20 protein-coding genes are annotated in these 25306 nt (G+C 61.0%); 16 read left to right on the top strand and 4 right to left on the bottom strand.

Annotated elements, in window-relative coordinates; translation table 11 throughout:
* The first annotated feature begins 88 nt into the window (after positions 1–88).
* From B7E11_RS07310 to B7E11_RS07290, 5 genes are all read left to right on the top strand, one after another.
* The gene (locus tag B7E11_RS07310; protein WP_176220639.1) at positions 89–1870 is read left to right on the top strand and encodes a sensor histidine kinase; all 1782 of its coding nucleotides are present in this window, start codon (positions 89–91) and stop codon (positions 1868–1870) included.
* Positions 1867–3465, top strand: coding sequence for a response regulator transcription factor (locus B7E11_RS07305; RefSeq protein WP_080832978.1), 1599 nt, complete (start codon positions 1867–1869; stop codon positions 3463–3465). The genes B7E11_RS07310 and B7E11_RS07305 overlap by 4 nt, the downstream gene beginning before the upstream one ends.
* A 24-nt stretch (positions 3466–3489) precedes the next feature.
* Positions 3490–4692: an MFS transporter gene (locus tag B7E11_RS07300; protein WP_080832976.1), complete on the top strand. Its 1203-nt coding sequence runs from the start codon at positions 3490–3492 to the stop codon at positions 4690–4692.
* Between the two features lie 32 nt (positions 4693–4724).
* Positions 4725–6122, top strand: a complete 1398-nt coding sequence (locus B7E11_RS07295; RefSeq protein ID WP_139787108.1) for an amidase — start codon at positions 4725–4727, stop codon at positions 6120–6122.
* A gap of 160 nt (positions 6123–6282) precedes the next feature.
* A complete protein-coding gene (locus B7E11_RS07290; RefSeq protein ID WP_080833787.1) occupies positions 6283–7602 on the top strand; it encodes an ester cyclase in 1320 nt (439 codons plus the stop codon).
* A gap of 106 nt (positions 7603–7708) precedes the next feature.
* On the opposite strand, the gene B7E11_RS07285 is transcribed toward B7E11_RS07290, so the two are convergent.
* Complete coding sequence (locus B7E11_RS07285; RefSeq protein ID WP_080832972.1) at positions 7709–9661, bottom strand: glycoside hydrolase family 127 protein; 1953 nt, start codon at positions 9659–9661, stop codon at positions 7709–7711.
* Between the two features lie 395 nt (positions 9662–10056).
* Here B7E11_RS07285 and B7E11_RS07280 point away from each other — a divergent pair, with 395 nt between their 5' ends.
* The gene (locus B7E11_RS07280) at positions 10057–10653 is read left to right on the top strand and encodes a helix-turn-helix transcriptional regulator (RefSeq protein WP_245809649.1); all 597 of its coding nucleotides are present in this window, start codon (positions 10057–10059) and stop codon (positions 10651–10653) included.
* 13 nt (positions 10654–10666) lie between these two features.
* Here B7E11_RS07280 and B7E11_RS07275 read toward each other — a convergent pair whose 3' ends face one another.
* Positions 10667–11446: an SDR family NAD(P)-dependent oxidoreductase gene (locus B7E11_RS07275; RefSeq protein WP_080832969.1), complete on the bottom strand. Its 780-nt coding sequence runs from the start codon at positions 11444–11446 to the stop codon at positions 10667–10669.
* 167 nt (positions 11447–11613) lie between these two features.
* Here B7E11_RS07275 and lspA point away from each other — a divergent pair, with 167 nt between their 5' ends.
* On the top strand, positions 11614–12066 hold the full coding sequence (gene lspA / locus B7E11_RS07270) for a signal peptidase II (protein WP_080832966.1): 453 nt from the start codon (positions 11614–11616) through the stop codon (positions 12064–12066).
* Between the two features lie 69 nt (positions 12067–12135).
* On the opposite strand, the gene arfA is transcribed toward lspA, so the two are convergent.
* Positions 12136–13644 (bottom strand): arabinosylfuranosidase ArfA, encoded by a 1509-nt coding sequence (gene arfA / locus B7E11_RS07265; protein ID WP_080832963.1) that lies wholly within the window; start codon positions 13642–13644, stop codon positions 12136–12138.
* Positions 13645–13761: 117 nt separating this feature from the next.
* Between arfA and B7E11_RS07260 the strand changes: the two genes are divergently transcribed.
* The 5 genes from B7E11_RS07260 (at position 13762) to fucU (ending at position 18163) form a co-directional block, all read left to right on the top strand.
* Entirely contained in the window at positions 13762–14664 is a 903-nt protein-coding gene (locus B7E11_RS07260) for an ArsR/SmtB family transcription factor (RefSeq protein ID WP_080832960.1), read from the top strand.
* Between the two features lie 251 nt (positions 14665–14915).
* Complete coding sequence (locus tag B7E11_RS07255; RefSeq protein WP_080832958.1) at positions 14916–15614, top strand: queuosine precursor transporter; 699 nt, start codon at positions 14916–14918, stop codon at positions 15612–15614.
* A 285-nt stretch (positions 15615–15899) separates the two neighbouring features.
* The gene (locus tag B7E11_RS07250; RefSeq protein ID WP_240353247.1) at positions 15900–17129 is read left to right on the top strand and encodes an MFS transporter; all 1230 of its coding nucleotides are present in this window, start codon (positions 15900–15902) and stop codon (positions 17127–17129) included.
* 120 nt (positions 17130–17249) lie between these two features.
* On the top strand, positions 17250–17705 hold the full coding sequence (locus tag B7E11_RS07245; protein WP_080832956.1) for an RrF2 family transcriptional regulator: 456 nt from the start codon (positions 17250–17252) through the stop codon (positions 17703–17705).
* A gap of 26 nt (positions 17706–17731) precedes the next feature.
* A complete protein-coding gene (fucU, locus tag B7E11_RS07240) occupies positions 17732–18163 on the top strand; it encodes an L-fucose mutarotase (protein WP_080832954.1) in 432 nt (143 codons plus the stop codon).
* Between the two features lie 600 nt (positions 18164–18763).
* Here fucU and B7E11_RS07235 read toward each other — a convergent pair.
* Positions 18764–19924 carry an ROK family transcriptional regulator gene (locus B7E11_RS07235; RefSeq protein WP_080832952.1) on the bottom strand — a complete coding sequence of 387 codons (1161 nt, stop codon included), beginning with the start codon at positions 19922–19924 and terminating at the stop codon, positions 18764–18766.
* A 159-nt stretch (positions 19925–20083) separates the two neighbouring features.
* On the opposite strand from B7E11_RS07235, the gene xylA reads away from it, so the two are divergent.
* The 4 genes from xylA (at position 20084) to B7E11_RS07215 (ending at position 25242) form a co-directional block, all read left to right on the top strand.
* Entirely contained in the window at positions 20084–21400 is a 1317-nt protein-coding gene (xylA, locus tag B7E11_RS07230) for a xylose isomerase (protein WP_080832950.1), read from the top strand.
* Between the two features lie 87 nt (positions 21401–21487).
* Complete coding sequence (gene xylB, locus B7E11_RS07225; RefSeq protein WP_080832948.1) at positions 21488–22984, top strand: xylulokinase; 1497 nt, start codon at positions 21488–21490, stop codon at positions 22982–22984.
* 171 nt (positions 22985–23155) lie between these two features.
* Complete coding sequence (locus B7E11_RS07220) at positions 23156–23920, top strand: ABC transporter ATP-binding protein (RefSeq protein WP_080832947.1); 765 nt, start codon at positions 23156–23158, stop codon at positions 23918–23920.
* Positions 23917–25242: an ABC transporter permease gene (locus tag B7E11_RS07215; RefSeq protein ID WP_176220638.1), complete on the top strand. Its 1326-nt coding sequence runs from the start codon at positions 23917–23919 to the stop codon at positions 25240–25242. The genes B7E11_RS07220 and B7E11_RS07215 overlap by 4 nt, the downstream gene beginning before the upstream one ends.
* The last annotated feature ends 64 nt before the right edge of the window (positions 25243–25306 follow it).

Raw genomic sequence — 25306 nt, 5'->3', positions numbered from 1 at the left:
GGCCGGTGTCGGGCACGCGGGTTGCGGGTTGGAGAGCGCCGGTTTTCCGCCAATGGCAATCCGAATCGCAGGAATGGGGGCATCGCGGTTGATCCGAACAAGCTTGAGAAACAAATTGGTCATCCTGCTGCTGGCCATCAGCGTGCTGCCGTTCGCTTCTTCGGTGGTGTTCACCTATTTTTATACCCGCGATTCGTTGAAGGACCAGTTTGTGCAGGAAAACGTCAACCTGCTGGATCTGGGCAAAGTGTACCTGGAAAGCTACATGGACGAGCTGCTGGACATCACCTTGTCGGTTTACAGCAACCCGAATCTTCTCTCGTATTTACGCTCGGCGGGTCAACGCGACTACGAAACGTTCTGGACGATGCGGGACGAATTGACGCAGTTGCTGTACGCGAACGAGCATATCCGCCGCGTCAGCATCGCGCTGCTCAAGGAAAACCGCAACATTCTCGTTTCCAAGAGCCAGGTCGGCTTTACCGACATCTCGGAGGAGGAGCTGGCCGACTACGCCAAGGCGGATCGCAGCTCCAACTACTTTTATATCGAGACGGTGCGGGAAGCGAACGAAAAAGGCGCCGCTGCGGGCAACACCTTCACGATCCTGCGCTCGCTGACCGACGTTCCTTCCAAAGCTACTCTGGCTTACTTCACCCTCGTCGTCTCGCCCGACCAAGTGGCCGAAATCGGCGAAAAGCTGTATATGCGCGGCAAGGAGAACTTGTCCATTTTGACGGCGGAAGGCGAGCCCGTCTTCAGCTCAAGCTTCGGGAGCGAAGATCCGGAGCTGATCGAACGGGTGCGCGACTCCGGACGCGAAAGCGGAACGCTGGAGTGGAACAGCGAAGACTTCCGGGGCATCGTCATCTACAACCGGACCGCCATGTCGGACGGCGGCTGGATTCTGATGAAGAGCATCCCTTTCGAGAACCTGTTCGAGCGCGGTTACGAAATCACGCAAATCAACATCGCGTTCGGCATCTTCGGCATCAGTCTCGCCGTCGTCGCCGCCGTGCTGTTTTCCTTCCGCATCACCTCGCCCCTGCGCATTCTCGTGGAAAATATTCGCCGGGTCGAGAAGGGCAAGATGCAGGTCGGCTTCCAGTCGCTTGGCCGCGATGAAATCGGCGTGCTCGGCGAAAGTTTCCGAAAGATGGTCGAACGCCTCAACCGGTTGATCGAACGGGAGTACAAGCTGGAAATCGAGAACAAAACCAATCAGCTGAAAGTGCTGCAATCGCAGATCAATCCGCATTTTCTGCACAACGCCCTGCAGTCGATCGGGTCGCTCGCTCTCAAGAACCGGGGCGCGCAGGTGTACGGGCTGCTCACGAATCTGTCCAAAATCATGCGGTACAGCATGAATACGGACGAGGACAAAGTGCCGCTCATCCGGGAGGTCAACATCGCGGATGCCTATCTGCAGCTTTACAAGGAACGATACTGCGACGAGTTCGAATACGGCATCGACGTGGACGGCGGGCTGATGAACGCCGTCGTGCCGAAGATGCTGCTGCAGCCGGTCATCGAGAACTACTTCAAGCACGGGATGGAGGCCGGGTCCGGCGAGATCGGCATGCTTCGCGTCGAAGGCCGGCGCGAAGGGGAGCAATTGGTCGTGCGGGTCATCGACAACGGGCGGGGCATCGATCCGGGCCGCCGGGACGAGCTGTACAAGCGGTTTCTCGAGGAGCAGTCCAACGGTTCGAAGGCGGAGACGAACATCGGTTTGCGAAGCGTTTATTTCCGGTTGCGGTTTTATTACGGTCCGCAGGCCAGCCTGACGCTCGACAATCGTCCGGAGGGCGGAATGCAGGTCGAAATTCGGCTTCCCGCCGAATTCGAAACGGAGGGTGGAGAAGGATGAAGGCCATCATCATCGACGACGAAAAGCATGTTCGCGACGTTTTGCGCATGCTGGCCCAGTGGGAACGCTTCGGCATCGACGAGGTGCTCGAGGCCCGGGACGGCGAGGAGGCCGTGCGGCTGATCGAGCGGCACCGGCCCGAAATCGTCTTTACGGACATGAATATGCCGACGATGGACGGCATCAAGGTGCTGGAATGGCTGCAGCGCCACGCCGGCGACTGCAAAACCATCGTCATCAGCGCCTACGACGATTTCCATTATATGCGGAGCGCGATCTTCTACGGAAGTTTCGATTATATTCTGAAGCCGATCGAACCGGCTCTGTTGAACGAAACGCTGGAGCGGGCCGTGGAGGAATGGAAGCGCGAGGCGCTTAACCGGAAGTCGGCCCTGGAAAACGACCGGGTCGCCAGCGAGGCAAAGCCGCTGTATTGGGACCGTCTGCTGTCGAGCATGCTGAGCAGAGCCCCGGCGCCGGACGCGGCCGGACAGCTCGAGCGGGAGTTCGGGGTGGCCGCAGGCCGCACCTTGTTCAAAATTTGGCTGATGCCCGTTCACGCCTTCGCCGCCGTCAAATACGGCGGCAACACGGAAGTCGCGTTTTCGGCGCTGCTGCCGGTCGTAAACGGCGTATTGCGAACGAGCGGGAGCGGCATCGCCTTTCGCAATCTGGACAAGCGCGACGAGCTGGCGATGCTCGTCTGGAATCTCCAGGACGAGGAGGCGCTCGCCAGGCATCTTCTGGGGGCGGTGCGCCAGGAAGTCCGGATGCAGCCGATCGTCGCCGCCGGCAAGGAGGCGCGTCAGGTCGCGGACGCGTACGAGTCGGCGCGGTACACGCTGATAAAGTGCGATTTGGAGGAAGCGCCGCGGGAGCGGCAGCCCGTCCGGTTCGAGGAAGTGAAGCCGCGCGCCGTCCTGCATCTGCTCAATTACGCGCAGGAGCTGAGATGGGCGATCCAAAGCGGCAGCACGGAAAGCGTCGACCGGCTGCTCGACGGGATTTTCGAGACGCTGCAAGCCTCCGGAGGCATGACGCTGGAGCAACTGCACAACTGGGAGAGCCAGTACGGGCTGCTGCAGGCGAACTGGCTGCAGGAATACGACATCCGCGACGGCGGAAGCCTGCATCGGGGCGACGGCTATTGGGAGGAGGACGGGCGCTTCTCCTTCCGCCGGTTCCGCGACGAAAAACGCGGGCAGTTCCACTCGCTGATCGGGCTGCTGCACGGCTTGAAATACCGGAAGGAAAAAAACAGCATCCGGGAAATCGCGCTTTTTTTGCGGCAAAACTACAAGCGCGAAGTGACGCTGCAGGAAATATCGGACCGTTTTTTTCTCAGCCGCGAGTATATTTCCCGTAAGTTCAAGCAGGAGTTCGGCGTCACCATTACCGACTACGTGACCCAGGTACGCATCGAGAAAGCGAAGGAGCTGCTGGAAAATCCGCATCTGAAAATTTACGAGATCGCCGATTTCGTCGGCTATCAGAACGATAAATATTTCATCAAGGTATTCAAACGGGCCGAGGGCGTGACGCCGAGCGAGTTCCGCTCGTTCGCGGCCGCTGCCAGGCAGGCGTGCGGCTCTTGAGGGAAAAAGCGGAAAGGAACGAAGATGGCAAATCGGAGTTGGGCCGCGGAAGCGGGGTTGTTTTTTGCGATTAGCGTGCTGTTCTTTGTGAGCATTACGGCTTTCGACCCGTTCGTGTCGTCGTATGCGGCGGAGCTGGGGGTCGGGCCGGCGCTCATCGGCAGCATGGTCGGCGTTACGGGGCTCGCCTCGATGTTCGCGCGGCTGCCGCTGGGCATTTTGTCGGGCATGCTGTCCAGACGCAAGCTATTCATCCAGGCGGGCTTCGCGCTGACGATCGTCTGCTGGACCGCCGCCTTCCTGGCGCCGGGCGCCGGAACGCTGTTTCTCGGCAAGCTGAGCAACGGGCTGGCCGGCTCGACGTGGGTGATTTTTACGGTCATGTTCCCGTCCTTGTTTCCGGACCGGGACGGCGCGAAGGCGATGGCCTTCATTTCGGCGGCTTCGCCGCTCGGCTCGTTGGCCGGCTCGACGATCGGCGGGCTGGTCATTCACGCGTACGGCTATTCGGCCGGCTTCTCCGTGGCGGTACTGGCCGCCCTGCTGGCGTTGGCGCTGACGTTCTTCCTGAAGGAAGGACAGCCCCCGGCGCGGACCGGCGAGCCGACGTTCACCCGGCGCACGCTGACCTCCCAGCTGTCGGACAAGCGCCTGTGGGCCATCTCGCTGCTCGGGGCGCTGATCCAAATGACGATGTACGGCACGCGCGACACCTTTACGCCGCTCATGGCGCAGCAGCTCGGCGCGGGACCGATCGCCGTCAGCTGGCTGGCCAACACGCATCTCATGATGTTCGGCCTCTCGACGGCGCTGTGCCCCTGGCTGTACCGCCGTCTCGGTCTCGTCCGAACGGGGGTGCTCGGCTTTGCCGCGCAGGGGCTGGCCATTGTGCTGATGCCGGCCGCCGGCGGACTGCCCGCGCTGTTTGCGCTGCAGGCGGCGGCCGGCATCGCGTACGGGATGGCGTTCACGTTTCTCATGTCGATCGTGCTGGAGCGGACGCGGCCGCACGAGAAGACGACGCGCATGGGCTTCTTCCAAAGCCTGTACTCGCTCGGCATGTTCGTCGGGCCGCTGCTGCTCGGCCTGCTGGTCGACGGCGTTTCGGAGGCGGCGGGCTTCGCCGTCTGGGGGGCGCTGTCCGCGATCGGCGCGGCGCTGGCCGGCGCGCTGTACCGGCGCGGCGCCGCGCCCGTTGCGATTAACGCCGAGGAACCGAGGATTTGAAGAGCCCGAAAGGGAAAAGGGAGAGAAATGCCGTGCGATTCGACATGACCATTAAATCGCTGCTGGACGGATACCGGACCAAGACGTTCTTGCCGGAAGAGATCGTCCGGGCGTATTTGGCGCGCATCAAGGCCGCGGACGCAAACCTTCGGTCGATCATTACCCTGACCGAGGAGACGGCGCGCTGTCAGGCCGGCATTGCGGGATGGCGGCTTGCCGCGGGCGAGGACCCCGGCTTGCTGCACGGCGTGCCGGTTACCTACAAGGACAATATCGATACCCGGGGAATCCGGACGACGAACGGCTCGCAAATCGACCGCGACCGGGTGCCCCGGCGCAATGCGGCCGTAGTGGACCGCGTCGGCGGAGCCGGGGCCGTAACCGTCGGCAAGGCGAATCTTTACGAGTACGCTTTCGGCATAACGTCCGACAATCCGTTTTACGGCGACGTGCGCAATCCGTGGGACGCGCGGTTTATGGCCGGGGGCTCCAGCAGCGGCTCGGCGGCTTCCGTCGCCGCCGGCTTCTGCCTCGGCTCGATCGGCACGGACACGGCGGGTTCGATCCGGGTGCCGTCCGCCTGCTGCGGCGTCGTCGGCCTCAAGCCGACGCGCGGGCTGGTGCCGACGGACGGGGTGACGACGCTGTCGTGGACGCTCGATCACGTCGGGCCGATCGCCCGCAACGTGGAGGACGTCGCGCTGCTGCTCGAGGCGGCGGCGGGCAAGCCGTACGCCTGGGCGTGCCGCGAGGACATCCGCGGCCTGCGAATCGGCGTCCCGCGCCAATTCGTGTCCCGGCGTATCGAGACCGACGTCGAGAAGCGCTTCGACGCGGCGCTGGCGGCGCTTGCCGAGCTCGGCGCGGTGCTGATCGACGTCGACCTTCCGCTGGCCGAGGAGGCGATTGCCGTCGCCACGGGCATCGCCACGCCCGAGGTCGGCTATGTGCACCGCGAGCGCATCGCGTCATCGCTGGCGCTGTACGGCGCCGGCGCCGCGGAAACGTTCGCGCGCAGCCGCGCCGCGACGGCGCACGACTACATGGACGCGATGCGGAAACGCGACGAAATGACGCGCGGCTTGGACGAGTTGTTCCGTCAGGTGGACGCCGTCGTCACGCCGACGATGCCGGCGGCGCCGACGCGGCTGGGACAGGGCCAAGTGCGGTTTCCCGACGGCTCGGTCGAGACGGTGGACGAGTGCATGATCCGGTTCACCTGTTTGTACGACATTACCGGCCATCCCGCGCTGTCGGTGCCGTGCGGGCTAACGGAGGACGGCCTGCCCGTCGGCCTGCAGATCGCCGCCGCGCACCATCGGGAGGACGCGGCGCTGCGCATCGCTTACGCGTATGAACGGGCGGCGCTGTCCGGGTTCTATGCCGAACGGGACGCGCGGATCGAACAAGGCGCCGGGGCCGAGGCTTGACGCCCGCGGCGCGTCAACGAAGTGCACCGATCCTGTCAATCGGGTTTCTATTAGACGTCCGGACGCTTTTTTTATAATGAAAGCAAACGCGAGCACGGCCCTGTCCGTTCGCGGCCAGGAAAGCGAACGGGCGCAATCAAACAAGAAAAGGTGGATTTTCATGGAAATCAAGAGCAACGGCAATCCGGAAGAAGGAAGCAAGCCGGCGAACGGCGCAACGGGCGCGCCGGCCGATAAGCCGAAAAGCGGCAAGAGCCCGGCCGAGCCTCAGGCCGCGCCGCAGGCGGCCGCATCCGCTCCGGCGGCAACGAAGCGGCGCGTTCAGCAAAGCAATCTTTTTTATGCGGATGCCGAAGAGGTCAACATGATCGACACGAACGACGATTTCGATTATCTGAACCTCCCCGGAAGCCTGCAGCGCAAGCAGAGCATGAGGGGCTTCGATCCCGAATACAACAACATCGTCGATTACATCGTCAAGATCACGCGGCAAATCTGGAAGGAAAAAGACATCGGCCTCATCTACGAAACGTACAGCCACAACGTTTCCGTCCACAAAGGGCTGCTTAACAGCCACGGCGTCAACGAGGTCGTGGCGGGCACGCTGCAGACGCTGCATGCGTTTCCGGACCGGAAAGGACTGGGCTGGAGCGTCATCTGGTCGGGCAACGACGAGGAAGGCTTCTTTACCTCGCATCGGGGCAAGTCGATGGGCACCAATATCGGCGACAGCCTGTACGGCCCCGCGACGAACAAGAAGGTCGTCTTCCGCACGACGGCCGACTGCATGATTCTGAACAACAAAATTTACGAAGAATGGCTTGTGATGGATACGTTCCATATGGTGCAGCAGCTCGGGCTCGATCCGGTCGAAGTGGCGAAAGGGCTGGCCAAGGGCACCCGGACGCTGACGGCGCCGCTTCATTTCGGCTTCCCCGAGACGGCCGAAATCGGTTTGCCGCCGAAAATCTACCGCCGGCAGTTCGAACACTTCGAGATCGGCGACTTCCTGCTGGAGATGATCAACCGGGTATGGGAGCGGCGCTCGTTCAATTTCGTGGACAAGTTCTACGATCCGAACGCGGTCGTTCACTACGTTTGCAACCGCGATCTGATCGGCATGGCGGAGATCAAAGGGATGTTCGTCAGCTTCTTCGCCTCGATTCCGAACGGCAAAACCCATATCGAGCGCATCACATGCAACCGGCGCGGCTCCGACGCCGACTGGGACGTTGCGATTCGCTGGCGCGTACAGGGCACGCACGAGGGCATGGGCTACTTCGGGCGGCCGAGCGGCAAGCCGATCGAAATTTTCGGCATCAACCATTACAAGATCAAGGCCGGCAAAATTATCGAAGAGTGGTTCCTGTTCGACGGCATCGAAGTGCTTCGGCAAATTTACATGGAAGCCGACGGCGGCGTCCAGAACGCCGCGGCAGCCGTCGCGGGCGGCGACGGCAGCTTCTCCGGCGTATCCTGAGCGGCGCGGGCAGCATCTCCGGCGTAAGGAGACGGCGCCGGCAGAGCTGCCTTCACCTATTGCGTTGCGGTTGCTGCCGGACGGACGGATGGCGTCAGGCGCGGCGTTACGGCCGGGCCGTCCGAATCCAGACGGCCATTTCGCCCGGCTCGCGGTTCCCCCACAGGTAATACGGAACCGCCTTCAACCGTGCCGCCTTGACGCGGGGGCGGAGCGGCAGGTACGGCGCGCTGTCTTCCGGCCAGCCCGCGCCTTCGATCGCCGTCCCGTCGGCCTCGATGACGACGGCGCCGCCGAGCGGGCCGGCCTCGAACCGCTCCGCCAGGTTCGGTTCGGCGGCCAGCGCCAGCGACGCGAGCGGCGCGCCGTTGTCCGCTTCCTCCAGGCAATACACGAGCGGTCCGCGCTGGAAAGCGGCTTTGCCGGCATTCGCCCGCATGAGAGGGTGCGCGAAGAGCAGTTGCGTTTCCAGAGGAAGCTCCCAGCCGACGGCGTCCCCTTGCGACCATTCGCGCTCGACGAAGGCGTAGCCGCGCTCCGTCCGGTAGTCCGCCGGCTTTCCGTTCACGGTCAACGCGGGTCTCGCGCCGGCGCACCAGCCCGGCACGCGCAGCGCCAGCGCGAATTTCGCGGGAGCGTTCGATTCCGGCAACACTTCGAAGCTCACCTTACCCGACCAAGGCAGTTCCGAACTCATTTTCAGCTTGACGGGGCCCGCATCCAGCTCGAAGCGGGCTTCGCTTCCGATATACAAATGGGCGTATACCGTATTGCGCTTCCGGTCCGCCGTGTAGATGTACTCGTTAAGCGAGCTGAGCAGCCTAGCGACGTTGGGCGGACAGCAGGCGCAGCCGAACCAGCGCTGCCTGACCGGCTTGACGTGGCGCTTGCCGGGATTGCGAACGCTGGCGTCCGGCCACACCTCAAGCGGGTTCACGTAGAAAAAATGCTTCCCGTCCCTGGACATGCTGCCAAGGACATTGTTGTACAGCGCGCGTTCCATCGTATCGGCATATTCGCTCCGCGCTTCGAGCAGGAGCATCCGCCGCGCGAAGAAAACAAGCCCGATGGAGGCGCACGTTTCCGCGTACGCCGTATCGTTCGGCAGATCGTAATCGAACGAAAACGCCTCGCCGTGATGCGTGGAACCGATGCCCCCCGTCACGTACATTTGCTTCTCCGTCACGTTTTTCCACAGCTTCCCGCACGCTTCGCGCAGCCGTTCGTCGCCGGCGAGCCGGGCGAGATCCGCCATCGCCGCATACATATAGACCGCCCGCACGGCATGCCCGACCGCGACCGTCTGCTCGCGCACGGGCAGATGGCTTTGGTTGTACTCCAGGTCGGGGGGAGAAGTCGTCCCTTGAACCCAATGGCTCGTTCGGCCCCGGCGCTCCCATTCCTCCGCGAAGTAGTTCGGAGCTTGGCCCCGTTCGTCGATAAAGTACCGGCTAAGCCGCAAATAACGATCTTCGCCCGTCGCTTCGTAAAGCTTGACCAGCGCAAGCTCGATCTCCTGGTGGCCGCAGTAGCCGCGAAGCTTGCCGGGCCCTATGCCGAACACCTCGTCGATATGATCGGCCAAGCGCCGAGCGATATCGAGCAGCTTGCGTTTGCCCGTTCCGCGATAGTAGGCGACGGCCGCTTCGATCAGATGCCCGGCGCAGTACAGCTCGTGCGCGTCGTGCAGGTTGGTCCACTTTTTGTCCGGCTCCTTGATCGTAAAATAGGTGTTCAGGTAACCGTTTTCAAGCTGGGCGGCGCCGATCAGGTCGATGGCGTCGTCGGCGATCCGCTCAAGCTCGGGATCCGGGCGGCTGGCGAGCGAGTAACCGACCGCCTCCAGCCATTTGGCGAGATCGCTGTCCTGGAACACCATGCCTCCGAATTCCCCTTCCTCCAGCCCGGCGGCAATGCGGAAATTCCGGATCGCGTAGCTCGGAGCCGCCCCCTCGACCCGGTCGTTCAACGCTTCCCACTGATAAGGGATGACCGTCTGCCGAACCAGCTCCGTATACTCGTTCCAGAAACGATCCTGCACGCTGACTTTTTCGCTCATGGCTTACCTCCCGAAATATCAGAAATTGACTCTATTCGAGATGGATTATATCCTTAAAAACAAGCGAAAAAAACAAACGGATTAAACCCGATTTTATATAATCTCACACAGACAGAAAGGGGACGCTCATGGAGCCGGAAACCTATGTCGTCCTGCGGGCGCCGCCTCTGCCTTAGTATCTCGGGGCCGGCGTTTCGGCCTATGCCGAAGGGGAACAGCACCCCAATCGCAAAAATCTCGGCTTTTTCGATCTGCTCTGGGTCGTTCGAGGGGAGCTTCACATCGGGGAAAACGGGAGGGATTGGGCGCTCGGCGAAGGACAGACGCTGCTGCTGCTGCCCGACGGCGAGCATTACGCGGTCAAGCCGTGCGACCGGGAAACGGTATTTTATTGGGTGCATTTTTCGTATTCCGGGGAAAAGGAAGTGCGGCACGCGCCGCTTGACAGGTTCCAGCAGCCCTTCGAGCAGCCGTTCAGCAACCCGTATGAAATCCGGCTGCCCTATCGCGCCGGACCGGGGGGCGCGAACGAGGGCCCGAAGCTGCTTCGGGAGCTGGTCCGGCTGCGCGACGGGAACCGGACAGCCGCGTTCTGGAAAGAGCAGGCGCTGCTGCTCGAACTGCTGCGGCTGCTTGAAGAGGGCGAGCACGAAAGCCGGAGCACGCCGGCGATCCGGATCGCGGAGCAGGCGGAAGCCTACTTGAAGGCGAACTATCAGGCGGAGCTGACGAACGGGAAGCTGGCGGAGGCGCTGCATTTTCATCCGAATTATATCGTTCGCTGCATGAAGGAGAGATTCGATCGCACGCCGATGGACTATCTGCACGAATACCGGCTCGAGCAGGCGAAGCTGCTGCTGGTGACGACCGATTGGCCGATCGCGCAGATCGCCGAGCGGGTGGGCTTCCGCCACGTCCCGTATTTCTCCGCCTGCTTCAAGCGGCAGGCCGGGGTGCCGCCGCTGAAGTACCGGCGGCGCTACCGTTCGTAAGCGGCCTGCCGGATCACAAAGCCGGAGCCTTGCCGCCGTCGATGTTGACGGACGTTCCGGTCACGTAGGAAGCGGCGTCGGAAACGAGAAACGCGATGACGCGCGCCGCTTCGACCGTTTCGCCGATGCGGCCGAGCGGAATGTCGTGCTTCGGATCGCGGGAAAACTGCTCCCAGCTTTGCTCCGGCGCCGTCTGTTTCCAGGATTTCTCGATCTGGTCGCTGCGAATCAGGCCGATGCAGACCGTGTTGACGCGGATCCCGTATTTGGCGAGATCCCGGCTCATCGCTTTGGTCAGCGCCATTCCGGCCGCCCGGCTGACGCTGGTCGGAAGCGAAGCGGCTCCCGGCGTTTTGGCGAAGGAAGCCGTCACGTTGACGATCGCGCCCCCGTTCTCCTTCAGATAGGGAAGCGCGGCGCGGCTGAAGCGGATCGCCCCGAACAGCTTCAAATCCAGATCCTGCTCCCAAGCGGACAGCTCGACGACGCCGAACGGCGCCGCCGCGGACGTGCCCGCGTTGTTGACGACGATGTCCAGACGCCCGAACCGCGCGATCGCCTCGTTCACGACCCGCCGCACGTCTTCGTCGGACGTGACGTCGCCGGCAACGGCAAGAGCGTCGGCGCCCGTTTCCTTTTTAATCTTTTCGGCGGCGCCGCGCAGCGCGTCTTCGCCGCGGGCGACGACGACGACGTTCGCGCCCTCCTCCGCCAGCACGATGGCGGTCTGCAAGCCGATTCCTTTGCTTCCTCCCGTGATCAAAGCCGTTTTGCCCTTGACGCCCAAGTCCATTGCCGATTCCTCCAATAACAAGATTTAGACTCGCGATAAATCCGTTGCCGATAGAAAGCGTATGTAGGCTGAGTTACTCTAATTTTCATTATAACCTATTCGAATTTTGGAAAAATGGACGATTCCATATAAAATAGGGACAGGCTTTATATTCGGGAGGTGCGTTCGTGCTTTTTTATGCGACATTCCTTATTTCCGTTGCCGTCGACCAATTGACCAAGCTGTGGGTCCGCCAAAATATGCGGGTCGGCGAAACGCTGGACGTTTGGCCGGGCGTGCTTCGCTTTTCCCACTACGAAAACACCGGCGCGATGGGCAGCTCGTCTCAGGGCTACGGCCGCTGGTTCGTGCCGATCGCCGTCGCCATTCTTCTCTTCGTTTTATACAACCGGCACAAAGGACGTTTGAAAGAAAAGTGGATGGAGCTCGGCACCGGCCTTTTCGTCGGGGGAGCGATCGGGAACGCCATCGACCGGACGCTGTTCGGCAAGGTCACCGATTTTATCCAGTGGTGGTCCGGACGCAGCATTATGAATTTGGCGGATCTTATGTTGAATATCGGCGTCGTGATCATCCTGATCCATATGCTGCTGCCCAAGAAAACAAAAGCGGCGGCATAGAGCGAAAAAAGGCTGTTCCCCCGGCAACCCGGTGCCGGGCGGAACAGCCTTCTTTATGCTTCCGGAACCTTATACTTTGAACCGCAACACGTTCCAGGACGCCTTCGGCAGCCGGGCGGCGAAGACGAGGCCTTCCGCGGCGACGCTGCCGGTGCCGCTGACCGGCTTCACGCGGTCCGGATCGTCCGCGGTGTTGACGGCCTTCAGATCGTCGCTCGTCAGCTCGATATGCTCGATCAGGGAAGCTGCGCCGAAGCTGCGGAGGTCGATGTCCACTCCGAGCGGGTCGGACAAGTGACGGTTCACCGCGAAGACGGTCAATTCGCCCGCCTCTTCGTTATGAACCGCGACCGCTTCGATATGCGGGACGTCCGTATACGACTTGGAATCGTACCTGGACGACTGCACGAGCGGCACGAGCGCGGTGCCGCGGCCGAACACGCTTGCGTGCATGTACGGATAGTAAATCGTCTGCTTCCAGGCGCGCCCGCCGTTTTCCGTCATGATCGGGGCGATGACGTTGACCAGCTGGGCCATGCACGCCATTTTGACGCGGTCGGCGCGCTTCAGCAGGCTGATCAGCATGCAGCCGACGACAAGCGCGTCCTCGAAGTTGTAGACGTCCTCCAGCTGGGGAGGGGCGATTTGCCACGGCTCGATTTTTTTGTCGGCGTCGTTGGAATGGAACCAGACGTTCCACTCGTCGAACGAAAGGTACATCTCCTTTTTGCTGCGCTTTTTGGCTTTCACATAGTCGGCCGTAGCGACGACCGTTTTGATGAATTCGTCCATGTCCATCGAGGAAGCGAGGAACGAAGCGCTGTCGCCGTCGCGGTTGCCGTAATAGCGATGCAGCGAAATGTATTCGACATGATCGTAAGTGTGGTCGAGCACGGTCGCTTCCCATTCGGGGTAGGTGGGCATTTCCGTGCTGGAGCTGCCGCAGACGACGAGCTCGATGCTCGGGTCGACCCATTTCATCACTTTGGCGCTTTCCAGGGCGATGCGGCCGTACTCGGTTGCCGTCTTGTGGCCGATTTGCCAAGGGCCGTCCATCTCGTTGCCCAGGCACCACGTTTTGATGCCGTGCGGGTCGCGGTAGCCGTGCCGGATGCGCAGATCGCTTAAATACGTGCCGGACGGATGGTTCGCGTACTCGACGAGCTCGCGGGCTTCGTTCGGACCGCGGGTGCCGAGGTTGATCGCCATCATCGCCTCGGTGCCCGCCTTGCGGCACCAGTCCATGAACTCGTTCAGGCCGAACGTATTCGGTTCGATCGTGCGCCAGGCGAGCTCCAGCCTTCTTTTGCGCTGTTCGGCAGGTCCTACTCCGTCCTCCCAGTTATACCCCGATACGAAATTGCCGCCGGGATAGCGGACGATCGGAACCTGAAGCGTTTTCGCCAATTCCAGCACATCGGCGCGAAAGCCCTGCTCGTCCGCGGAAGGGTGGCCGGGCTCGTAAATGCCCCCGTATACCGCCCGTCCCAAATGCTCGATAAACGAACCGTAAAGACGCGGGTCGACGTCGCCGATCCGGAAATCCTTTTCGATTTTGATTTTTGCCGCGCTTGACATCAGATCACCTCAGTGAAATAATAAAAATATTAATTCAATTAAATAGTATTAATAAATATATTAAACATTAGCTTCGAACGAAATGCAATGGATTTTTCAATGGGAAGGATGAGACGAATGATTCGCGCCGATACCGACCTGAAGTGGCTGCCCGTATACGAGGCGCTGGCGAGCGGCGTCCGGCTGAAAATTCTGGAGCTTCTCGCCGAACGGCCGATGAACCTGAAGGACCTGGCAGCCGCTCTGGAATTAAGCGGACCGATGATGACGGCGCACATCCGGAAGCTGGAGCAGGGAGGCCTCGTTCAAACCCGAATGGTTCGCAAAGACGGAGGCACGCACAAGATGTGCTCGCTCGCCGCGAGCGGGGTCGAGATCGCGTTTCCGAGCCGGGAACGGGAGCTGCGCTCCGTTCAGGAGGTATCGGTGCCGATCGGCCATTTTACCCGGTACGAAGTGTTTCCCACGTGCGGGCTTGCGACGAAGGACAAGCTGATCGGCCAGTTTGACGACGCGCGTTATTTTCTCGAGCCGGAGCGGGTAAACGCCCAGATTTTATGGTTCGGGCGGGGGTACGTGGAATATCAGATTCCGAATTACTTGCTTGCGGGGCAGGAAGCCGAGGAGATCGAAATTTCGCTTGAAATCGGGTCGGAGGCGCCGGGGGTCAATCGCCATTGGCCCTCCGACATCCATTTTTACTTGAACGGCGCGCTGCTCGGCATATGGACGAGTCCGGGAGACAGCGGGGACGGGAGGGGGAAGCTGACCCCGGCATGGTGGCAGGATGCGATCAATCAATACGGATGGTTGAAAATGATCCGGGTGCGCAAAGACGGAACGTACGTAGACGGGCAGCGGGTGTCCGATACGACGCTTGCGGACATTCCCGCCGCCCGCAATCACTGGACGCTTCGCCTGGCCGTGCCGGAAGACGCCGAACATGTCGGCGGCCTGACGCTGTACGGGGAGTCGTTCGGGAACTACGCCCAGGATATTTTGTTTCGGGTATATACGTAGCAGGAGGACGGATTTTGGTCTGGAGCGTCACATCCGCGTACACGAGAAGTCCCCCCGCTTTCGTTTTTTCTTCCATCATAGCGCATCGGGCGCGTTTTTTGTCGAATAATCGGAAAATGCTTGCCGGCGCTTTTTCCCCGAGGATCGACGGATGCCCGAAAGACGAACACTTATGCTATAATGGATCGCATTGCTCCCGAAGGAGCCGCGGTTCGAAAACTCCCGCGTTATCAAAACTAGGAGGGATTTATTTGTTTAATTTTTTATGGGGCGTATTATTCGTCCTCGTCAATTTCGGCCTGTTCCTGGCCTGCTACCGGCTGTTCGGCCGCAACGGGCTGTACGTCTGGATCGGCGCGGCGACGGTGCTGGCGAACATCCAGGTCGTCAAAACGATCGAAGTGCTGGGCATCGTGGCGACGCTTGGCAATACGATTTACGCCACGATTTACTTGACGACCGACTTGCTGAACGAAAAATACGGCGCCAAAGAGGCGAACAAAGCGGTCTGGTTCGGTTTTTTTACGCTGCTCATGTCGATGATCATGATGCAGATGGTGCTCGTGTTCACGCCGCAGGAGACGGATATTTCGCAGGAGTCGCTTGAAACGATTTTCGGCTTGATGCCCCGGATCGCCCTGGGCAGCTTGACGGCCTATTTCGTCAGCCAGTTCATGGACGTTCGGCTGTTCAGCAAGCTGAAAGATGCGTTCCCGGGACGCAATCAGCTGTGGATTCGGAACAACGGCAGCTCGCTGCTCAGCCAGCTGGTCGACACGCTTATTTTTACTTCGATCGCCTTTGCCGGCGTTTATCCGTGGGACGTCTGGTGGCAAATCGCGCTCAGCACGTATTTGCTGAAATTTATCGTCTCCGCCGCCTCGACGCCGGTTATTTATATCGCAAGGAATTTCAGGTTTAAAGACGAGGCGCCAAGCGCCGGGCAGTGACGCGAACAAGCAAGAGCGGGCCAGCGAAGCCTTGCCGATAAGCCGACGGGTTCGATGCAGCCGGCGCAGCGGGCCCGTTTTGTCGTTTTTCGGCTTCGCGGCCGATTCCGGACGATATTGTCCGCATCCCCGGCGGAACCGAAGCGTCGGCGAGAAGCGTTTTTTCCGAAATGTGTTGACATTCGCCAGGTCCGCTTCTAAACTTTGTTTGTCGTAAACCGGAAGCGCGCTGTTTTGCGGGCGCGCTTGACGAACTTGTTTTCGACCGCATGGGAGGAATTCGCTTTGGCTTCATCCGCAACCGCCAGACCGGCCGCCGCCTCGACGGCTGCCGCGCTGCCCGTATTGCTGGCGATCAGTCTCGTTCATATGATGAACGATTCGATGCAAGCGGTCGTTCCGGCGCTGTACACGGTGCTGGAAGATTCGCTCAGCCTGTCCTACGCCCAGGTAGGGTGGGTTACGTTCGTTCTGAACATGACGTCATCCGTTATGCAGCCGCTCGTCGGCGCCTACACCGACCGCCGTTCGTCCGCGCATATGCTGATCGGCGGCGTCGCGCTCAGCTTGCTCGGGATTATCGGGCTTGCGTTCGCCCCGTCGTTCTGGGCCGTTTTGCTCGCGGTTTTGTTCATCGGCCTCGGTTCGGCCATTTTTCACCCCGAAGGTTCGAGAGTCGTTTACTTTGCGGCCGGCGGCCGGCGCGGCTTCGCGCAGTCCGTCTACCAGGTCGGCGGAAACGCGGGCAGCTCGCTCGCGCCGCTGATGACCGTCTTCGTGTTCGTCCCGCTCGGGCAGATCGGCGCCGCATGGGGCTCGGCGTTCGCGGTCGTCGCTTTTGCCGCGGTGCTGGCGATCATCCCCTGGTACCGCAACCGGCTCCGGCAGTTCAACGCCGAGAAAACGGCCGCCCGTTCGGCCAAAGGGAAGACGGGAACCGGAGCGCTGCAAAGCCATCCGCGGGCCGCGTTCGCCATGAGCCTTCTCGTCTTCATCGTGTTTGCCAGATCGTGGTATCATTCCGGAATCGGCAGCTATTATCAATTTTTCCTGATCGAAGACTACGGATTATCGGCCAAACAGGCGCAAATTCCGCTGTTTCTGTTCCTGGCCTTCGGGGTGGCCGGCACGTTTATGGGCGGGGTGCTCGCCGACAAGATCGGGCTGAAAAAGATGATCGTGCTCTCGATCGCGGGAGCGATCCCGTTTTCGCTGCTGCTGCCGTATTTGCCCTTGTCCTTGGTATATCCGGTCATCTCGATCCTCGGGTTTATTTTGCTGTCGGGCTTCTCGGTCGCGGTCGTGTACGCCCAGCATTTGATGCCGGCGAAGGTCGGGATGGCTTCGGGCCTGACGACGGGGCTCGCCTTCGGCATGGGGGCGATCGGCGCCGTCGTTCTCGGCAAGGCCGCGGATGTGTTCGGCATGACTTCCGTCATGCAGACGGTCGCCTTTTTGCCGGTGGTCGGGCTGCTCGCGCTGCTGCTGCCGAGCGATCGCCCCAAATCGGCGTAACGGGACCGTTCCCGGACGTAAAGGGCATTCCGAAGCGCGGACGATGCATGGAGACAGGAAGCGCATTCATAGGCTATACTGATAGAGACGGAATCCGACACGACAGGGATGGGGGATCGCATGAAAAACGAGAAGTGCGGAGGAGCGGCCACGCCGAGATGGTTCGGTTACGCGCTGCAGTCTCTGGTTTATTTGAGCCATCATGCCTGCAACCAATCCCGATGTCCGAGCGGGGAAATCGCCCTGAAAATTTGCACCGAAGCGACGTTGACGCGCCGCATCCTGGCGCTGCTCGCCAAAGCCGACATCGTGGAGGCCCGCGAAGGCCGCGACGGCGGGTATGCGTTGCGGAAATCCCCGGACACGATCACGCTGGCGGAAGTTTACCGCGCCCTTCATATTGTCGATCCGCTGTTCTCGGGCATGATGGACACGGCGAACGACGGCGCGATCGGAACGGAAGTGAAGCCCGTTTTTATGGAAGTCGTCCGGGAATCGGAAAAGAGGCTCATGGACGTTCTCGAGAGAAGAACGATCGCCGATCTGATCCGGGACGTGTACGGGCTTCATGCTTGAAACCTGATTAATCGGAGGAATGATCGATGCTGTACGGAATATCTCCGCTCATCTCGCCCGAACTGCTTAAAGTGCTGATGGAAATGGGCCATGGCGACGAAATCGTCATCGGGGACGGGAATTTTCCCGCCGCGAGCCATGCGCAAAGATTGATCCGCTGCGACGGCCACGGCATCCCCGAGCTGCTGGACGCGATCCTGCGATTGTTCCCGCTCGACCCTTACGTGGAAAAGCCGGTCGCGCTTATGCAGGTCGTACCCGGCGATACGGTCGAAACGCCGATCTGGAACGAATACCTGGCGGTCATCCGGGAAAGGGTGGGACTCGAAGCGCCGTTCGAAGAAGTCGAGCGATTCGCTTTTTACGAAAGGGCGAAAAAGGCGTACGCGGTCGTCGCGACGGGCGAAAGCGCGCTGTACGCGAATGTCATTTTGAAAAAAGGCGTCGTCAAGCCGTAACCCGGGCTGCATTCGGGGCGGCGGCACATGATTTGCGCTTATAAGGGACCCGGAGGACGGCATGCGTTCTCCAGGTCCTTTTTTTACGGAAAGTTTAAGTTCGTGTTCTTCGCGTTACGAAAGAGTTTTTGCGGAAGCGCTTAGGGGACGTCGGAGGCGGGGGGGGGGGGGGACGTTTAAGAGAAGGAAGATCTCTAAGAGAAGGAAGACCTATGTTGGATTTTGTCCAATTGAGAGAGAGGAAAATGCGGAAACCGTTATCTAGAGTGGATTTTATCCAACGAGGAGCTTGGAATTCGGGCAAAAACGCCGAAAAAGCTTCGCCAGGTTGGACAAAATCCAACGAAGCTGCAAAGTTTCGCGAAAAAGCCGATTTTGGTTGGACGAAATCCAATCAAGCTTCCCCTGACCTTGCGACATCCCGCTCAAGGCCGCACGTGGTTTACCTGCCGCCGCCGCGCGCTGGGGGCTGCGCGCGACGCGAAAAATTCCAAATGCCGAACCGGCGCCCCTGGCTGCCGTTAGCCCTCTATACGCCTCGGCCCAGGCGATCGCCGCGGGCGGGCTATGGCCAGAGGGCGCCGAAAATCCTCCAGCCCCTTACGCCGATTTCAACCGGTCGAAAAACGCGGAAATGGCCATCTCGGCCGCGCCCATGACGGCGGAACGGTCGCCGAGCTCGGCATACAAAAGGTTGACGTTGTGCAGGTGGAAGCCGAGCGCCCGCTCCTCCACCGTCCGCCGCACGGCTTCCTCCAGCCACGGCCGGGCCCGGCTCATCCGGTTGCCGATGACGACGGCGTTCGGATTGAACACGTTGACGATGTTGGCGATGCCGATGCCGATGTACTCGCCGATGCGGGCGAACAAAGCCCGCGTTTCGGCATCTCCGGCTTCCGCCGCCGCAAGCGCCGAGTCCAAATCGGCGCGGCCTTTGCCGCTTTCGGCTTCCCGGAGCGCCAGCTCCGAAGCGTACAGCTCCCAGCAGCCGCGGTTGCCGCACCGGCAAAGCTTGCCGCCGGCCTCGATCGTCATATGGCCGAGCTCGCCGGAAAAGCCGGACGCCCCCTTGTACAGGCTGCGGCGCAAAATGAGCCCCGTGCCGATCCCGATGCCCACGCTAATATAAACGATGTTGGAAACGCCTCGTCCGCTTCCGAATTTTTGCTCGCCGAGCGCCCCCGCATTGGCTTCGTTGTCGATCATGACGGGCAGGTTGAACGTGCGGCTCAGCGCTTCGCGCAGCGGGACGTCCCGCCAGTCCATGTTCGGAGCGAACAGCACCGAGCCTTGCCGATCGACAAGTCCCGGGACGCCGACGCCGATGCCGACGATCCCGAACGGGCTGGTCGGCGCCTCGTCCATCAATTGCTGAATGAACGGGCGCAGCTCCCCGAACACGCGGTCGGGGTCGAACGAGGGGAGCGGCGCTCTCCGCTCCAGCACGACGTTGCCGCGCAGGTCGGTCAATACGCCTCGCACGTCGTCCACGCCAAGATCGATGCCGATCGCATAGCCCGCCGTCGCCACGAATTCCAGCATGACCGGCTTGCGGCCCCCGCTGGACGCGCCCGTGCCGGTCTCGACGACCAGCTTGCTGTCGATCAAATCCTGAACGAGACTCGAGACGGTCGCTTTGTTCAGTCCGGTCGTTTCGGAAATTCTGGCTCTCGAAAGCGGGGCGTCGCGCAAAATCGCCTCCAGCACGATCGCCGTATTCAAACGCTTGATCATCGCCTGATCGCCTGTTGTCACGCTCATGGTCCTTCAAAAGCTCCTTAGCTGCCGAATGTATAAGAATGCCTCCATCATACCACAATAACGAGGGCCTGCAACTTAGTTTAGTCGATAGACAAACTAAGTTTAACGTGCTATTCTTAGATTGTGAAGCGATTTCACCATAAACAGGAGGTCCTATTCATGAGCTTTTTCCCTAATGTTCCCGAAATCAAGTATGAAGGACGCGGCTCCAAAAATCCGTTTGCCTACAAGCACTACAACGCGAAGGAAGTCGTGCTCGGCAAGACGATGGAAGAACATCTGCGCATCTCGGTTGCGTATTGGCATACATTCAACGCGAACGGCACCGACCCGTTCGGCGCGGGCACTGCGGTCCGCAGCTGGGATTCCCTGTCTCCGCTCGACAGATCGAAAGCGCGCGTGGAAGCGAACTTCGAACTGCTGCAAAAGCTCGGCGTTCCCTATTATGCGTTCCATGACGCGGACATCGCTCCGGAAGGCGCGACGCTCGCCGAAACGAACAAAAATATCGACGTCATCGTCGCCAAGCTGAAAGAATACCAGCAAGCGACCGGCAAGAAGCTGCTGTGGAATACGGCCAACCTGTTTACGAATCCGCGGTACGTTTTCGGCGCCTCCACGTCCAACAATGCCGAAGTGTTCGCTTACTCCGCCGCGACGATCAAGAAGATGCTCGAAGTCGGCAAGGAGCTGGGCGCGGAAAACTACGTCTTCTGGGGCGGCCGCGAAGGCTACGAGTCGCTGCTCAATACCGATATGGCGCTTGAGCTCGACAACCTGGCCCGCATGCTGCAAATGGCGGTCGACTATGCGAAGGAAATCGGCTTCGAAGCGCAGTTCCTGATCGAGCCGAAGCCGAAGGAGCCGACGAAGCACCAGTACGATTTCGATGCGGCGACGACGCTGTCGTTCCTGCAAAAATACGATCTGAAAAAGCACTTCAAGCTCAACCTCGAAGCGAACCACGCGACGCTGGCCGGCCATACGTTCGAGCACGAGCTGCGCGTAGCGGCCATCAACGATGCGCTCGGTTCCATCGACGCGAACCAGGGCGACTACCTCCTCGGCTGGGACACGGACGAATTCCCGTTCGATTTGTACAGCACGACGCTCGCCATGTTCGAAATCGTCAAAGCCGGCGGCCTCGGCAAAGGCGGCGTGAACTTCGACGCGAAAGTCCGCCGGACGTCGTTCGAAGACGAGGATCTGTTCTTCGCGCACATCGCCGGCATCGACGCGTTCGCGCACGGCCTGAAGGCGGCGGCGAAGCTGGTCGAGGAGCGCATCATCGACGACATTCTCGATGCCCGCTATGCCAGCTACAAAGAAGGCATCGGAGCGGAAATCGTTTCCGGCAAAGCTTCTCTCAAATCCCTTGAAGCTTACGTCCTGAACGAGCAAAAGCCGATCGTCAACAAATCCGGCCGCCTGGAGCAAATCCGGGCTACGCTGAACGAAGTTATTTTCAGCGTTTAATATTTAGCGCCTTAAATTTAGATCAATAGTTACCGCCCCCCGTGGAATGGCTCCCGAGGGGCGGTTCGCGCGAGGGAGGACAATCGGATGAAATACGTCATCGGCGTCGACCTGGGCACGAGCGCGGTGAAGACGCTGCTTGTTTCCGAAGACGGGACGGTGCGCGCGGAAGCGACGCGGGAGTATCCTTTATATCATGAAAAATCGGGCTGGAGCGAACAAGAGCCGGAAGATTGGGTAACGGGCACGGCCGAGTCCGTGAAAGAGCTGATCGAGCGCTCCGGCGTCGCGCCGGAAGAGATCGAAGGGATGAGCTTCTCCGGGCAAATGCACGGCCTCGTGCTGCTCGATGCGGAGCTTCGCCCCGTGCGGCGGGCGATATTGTGGAACGATACCCGGACGACCGAGCAGTGCCGGCAAATCGAAGCGAAGCTGGGAGACAAGCTGCTCGCGATCCTGCGCAACCCGGCGCTGGAGGGCTTCACCCTGCCGAAAATCGAATGGGTTCGCCAGCATGAGGCGGACAAGTTCGCGAAGGCCGCAAGCTTCTTGCTGCCGAAAGACTACGTGCGCTACCGCCTGACCGGGGCGGTTCATATGGATCTGTCGGACGCGGCCGGAACGCTGATGCTGGACGTCGCAGGCAAAAAGTGGAGCGAGGATGTGCTGAAAACGTTCGGTCTTCCGGCGTCCTTCTGCCCCCCGCTCGTGGAAGCGGGCGCCCTGGTCGGCACGCTGTCTGAAGAAGCGGCGCGGCTTACGGGACTTTCGCCCGCGACGAAGGTGTTCGCGGGCGGCGCCGACAATGCCTGCGGAGCGATCGGCGCGGGCATCGTGAAGCCGGGCGTGACGCTGTGCAGCATCGGCACGTCGGGCGTTATTTTGACGTACGAGCCGGATGCGTCGGCCGATTACAAGGGCAAGGTGCACTTTTTCAATCACGGCAAGGAAAACGCGTTTTACGCCATGGGCGTCACGCTCGGCGCGGGCTACAGCCTGAGCTGGTTCCGCAACACGTTTGCCAAGGGCGAATCGTACGACGCGCTGCTGGCCGGCGTCGGCGATCTGCCGCCGGGAGCGGGCGGCCTGCTGTTCACCCCGTACCTTGTCGGGGAGCGCACGCCGCACGCCGATTCCGTCATTCGCGCCAGCTTCGTCGGCGTCGACGGCTCGCATACCCGCACGCATTTCGCGCGCGCGGTCATGGAAGGCATTACGTTCTCGCTGAACGAGACGGTCGATATTTTACGTAAGGCGGGCAAGACGGTCGACACGATCGTCTCGATCGGCGGCGGCGCGAAAAATCCGGTCTGGCTGCAGATGCAGGCGGATATTTTCCGGGCGGACGTCGTCGCGCTCGAGAACGAGCAAGGGCCGGGCCTGGGCGCGGCGATGCTGGCCGCGGCCGGCTGCGGCTGGTTCCCGTCGCTTGACGAATGCGCCGACGTTTTCGTGAAGCGCGCGACCGTCTATCGACCGGATCCCGAGCGCTCCCGCCGTTACGCCGAGCTGTTCCGGGTTTACCAGGACGTATACGGCCAGACGAAAGGCTTGAATGAAGCGCTTGCCGCTTTCCGAAAGTAAAGGAATCCGATACAATAAAAAACAGGCAACTTGTCACTCGCGATCGGTTGCCTCCCTTTAAAAAGAGCCCCCGCAGCGCCGGCCGGTAACCGGAGGGGGCTCTTTGCTTTTGCAACGAGGGACAGGCTTCTTCGTAAAAAAGAACAAACGATCGGAAAACGAGGTGCAAAATTGGAGGAAGCTCAACGTTTTTGCCTGCAAGCCGTTATCGAGGAAGCCGGCTACGAGCCGGGCAAGCCGATTTTGCGCAATATGGCGTTCGAAGTGCGGCCGGGGGAGCGGCTCGGCCTGCTCGGACCGAACGGAGCCGGCAAAAGCACGGTCATGAAAGGGCTGCTCGGCCAGCTCGGCCATTGGAAGGGGCGGATCGTTTGGAACGGGGAGGAGAACGGCCGCGCTGACGGCGCGGACTCCGTCCGCCGGATCGCCTATATCCCGGAACTGCCGATTATTTACGACCGGTTCACGCTTTGGGAGCATTTGCAGCTGGTCGCCGCGGCGGCCGAAATTCCCGAGGAACGGTTCGAGCGGCGCGCGGAGCAATTGCTGGCCCGGTTTCGCCTGCAAAAGACGAAGCACGAATACCCGGTTCGCTTCTCGAAAGGCATGCAGCAAAAAACGATGCTGATCGCGGCTTTTTTGCTGGAGCCGGAACTGTTTCTCGTCGACGAGCCGTTTATCGGCCTTGACCCGGGCGCGATTATGGAATTGCTGGAGGCGCTCGACGAGGAACGGGCCCGCGGCGCGGCGGTCGTGCTGACGACGCACGTGCTGGATTCGGCGGAGCGGCTGTGCGACCGGTTCGTGCTCGTGCACGAGGGAGGCATCGCGGCGTCCGGGACGCTGGCCGACATCCGGCAGGCGGCGGGATGTCCGGACGGGACGCCTTTGTTCGAATGCTTTCGCGTGCTGACGCGGGAGGAGGAGCGCCCGTGAACGCGGGACGAAGGTTCAGGCCCGCGCCGCTCGCGTTGTCCCGGATCGCTCGCTTCTGGCGCGAAATCTGGAAATGCTGGCGGTTGACGCTGGACTGGACCGTACAGCTGTACATCGTGCTTCCCGGCCTGTTCGTCGGGGCGAATCTGTACCGGGATGTGTGGCTGAATCCGCCGGCTTGGCTTGACTATGCGAACGTCCAGGCGGTATTCGCCGTTCTGGGCATGTTCATGCTCCGAGCCCGCGTCCGGACGTTCGCTTACGAAGGGGACGGGTTGTTTTTGCGCCGAAGCGGGCGGTGGACGAAGAACATGCTCCATATCGGATTCGGTTATACGCTGCTCGTCCGGATGCTGACGGCGGCGGCCGTTCTGGCGCTGCTTGCGCCCGTCCTTGACCTTAAGTTCGGCTGGAACCTCGCGATTGCCTTTCGGGCCGGCCTTGCCGCCGCTTTTTTCGGATACGCGTGGACGATGGCGCGGGATGGGCTCGAACGCCGTCTTTCGGGCTGGCGGCGGCCGGTCGCGTTATGGGGCGCGAGAATTGCTTTCATCTTCGCATGGACGGCCGGAATGACCGCAGCCGTCGCGCATCCGGTTGGGCTGGCTTCAGCCGTTTTCCTGCTCTTTATCGTTTCCCTTTTGCTTGCTCTGCTTCGGCTGCGGGCGAAAGGAACGTTCGCGCATGAATTGACGGTCGAAGGGGAGGCTTATTCCGCTTGCATCCGGTTTTTGTTTTACGATTCGGGGGGATTGCCGAAGCTGCCGAGAAGGCGAAAACCGCTGCTTTCGTTCTCGCGCTTGCGGCTTCCGGGGCCGAGAGACACGGACCGCCGCGCGGCCGAGCTGTGGCTGAAAGCGAAGCTAAGGGACGCGGATAACCTTCAGGCGCTGCTCTTGTTTGCCGTCCTCGGCTGCGCCGCCGTCGCGCTTTCGCCGGTCGGCCTGGGGCTCGCGGCATGGCCTCTGATCGGCCTCGTCGCGTTGCTTTGGTTCCGCGGGCAATGGCAGCGCTGGGCGGCGGAGCGGTTCGTCGCCATGCTGACCTGGGCGAGCGGCTCGCTCGAGCGCGCCGAAACGATCGGAGTCCGGGCGATGTTTATGCCGCTGTTTCTCCTGTGGGGCACCGCTCTCGGCTGCAAAATCGGTTTATCGTTCGGCGGGCTTTATTGGATTGCCGTATGGATCGTTCCCCTGATCGGTTGGCCTGCCGGATGGCGGGGGGCAAGCTGGATAATCGACGGCTTGCGCAACCGGGAACGGAAGCGTCGGGAGGAAGACGGGAAGCGCCGGGAGGAGGAGGCGAGACATCGGGAGGCCTAACCGTGGCTTGCGGACGGCGGATCGAATTGTTGGGAAGCGTACATGCAAGCGGAAATCTTGGGAA

The organism is Cohnella massiliensis, from assembly GCF_900169535.1.
GTDB lineage: Bacteria > Bacillota > Bacilli > Paenibacillales > Paenibacillaceae > Cohnella > Cohnella algarum.
The sequence above is the reverse complement of the archived record's forward strand: the minus strand, read 5'-3'. Positions and strand labels throughout refer to the sequence as shown.

Coding starts and splice junctions, on each gene's coding strand:
- xylB (WP_080832948.1), top strand. CDS start 21,488: ATGAAATACGTCATCGGCGTCGACCTGGGCACGAGCGCGGTGAAGACG.
- B7E11_RS07260 (WP_080832960.1), top strand. CDS start 13,762: ATGATTCGCGCCGATACCGACCTGAAGTGGCTGCCCGTATACGAGGCG.
- xylA (WP_080832950.1), top strand. CDS start 20,084: ATGAGCTTTTTCCCTAATGTTCCCGAAATCAAGTATGAAGGACGCGGC.
- arfA (WP_080832963.1), bottom strand. CDS start 13,644: ATGTCAAGCGCGGCAAAAATCAAAATCGAAAAGGATTTCCGGATCGGC.
- B7E11_RS07245 (WP_080832956.1), top strand. CDS start 17,250: ATGAAAAACGAGAAGTGCGGAGGAGCGGCCACGCCGAGATGGTTCGGT.
- B7E11_RS07285 (WP_080832972.1), bottom strand. CDS start 9,661: ATGAGCGAAAAAGTCAGCGTGCAGGATCGTTTCTGGAACGAGTATACG.
- B7E11_RS07235 (WP_080832952.1), bottom strand. CDS start 19,924: ATGAGCGTGACAACAGGCGATCAGGCGATGATCAAGCGTTTGAATACG.
- B7E11_RS07300 (WP_080832976.1), top strand. CDS start 3,490: ATGGCAAATCGGAGTTGGGCCGCGGAAGCGGGGTTGTTTTTTGCGATT.
- B7E11_RS07290 (WP_080833787.1), top strand. CDS start 6,283: ATGGAAATCAAGAGCAACGGCAATCCGGAAGAAGGAAGCAAGCCGGCG.
- B7E11_RS07275 (WP_080832969.1), bottom strand. CDS start 11,446: ATGGACTTGGGCGTCAAGGGCAAAACGGCTTTGATCACGGGAGGAAGC.
- B7E11_RS07305 (WP_080832978.1), top strand. CDS start 1,867: ATGAAGGCCATCATCATCGACGACGAAAAGCATGTTCGCGACGTTTTG.
- fucU (WP_080832954.1), top strand. CDS start 17,732: ATGCTGTACGGAATATCTCCGCTCATCTCGCCCGAACTGCTTAAAGTG.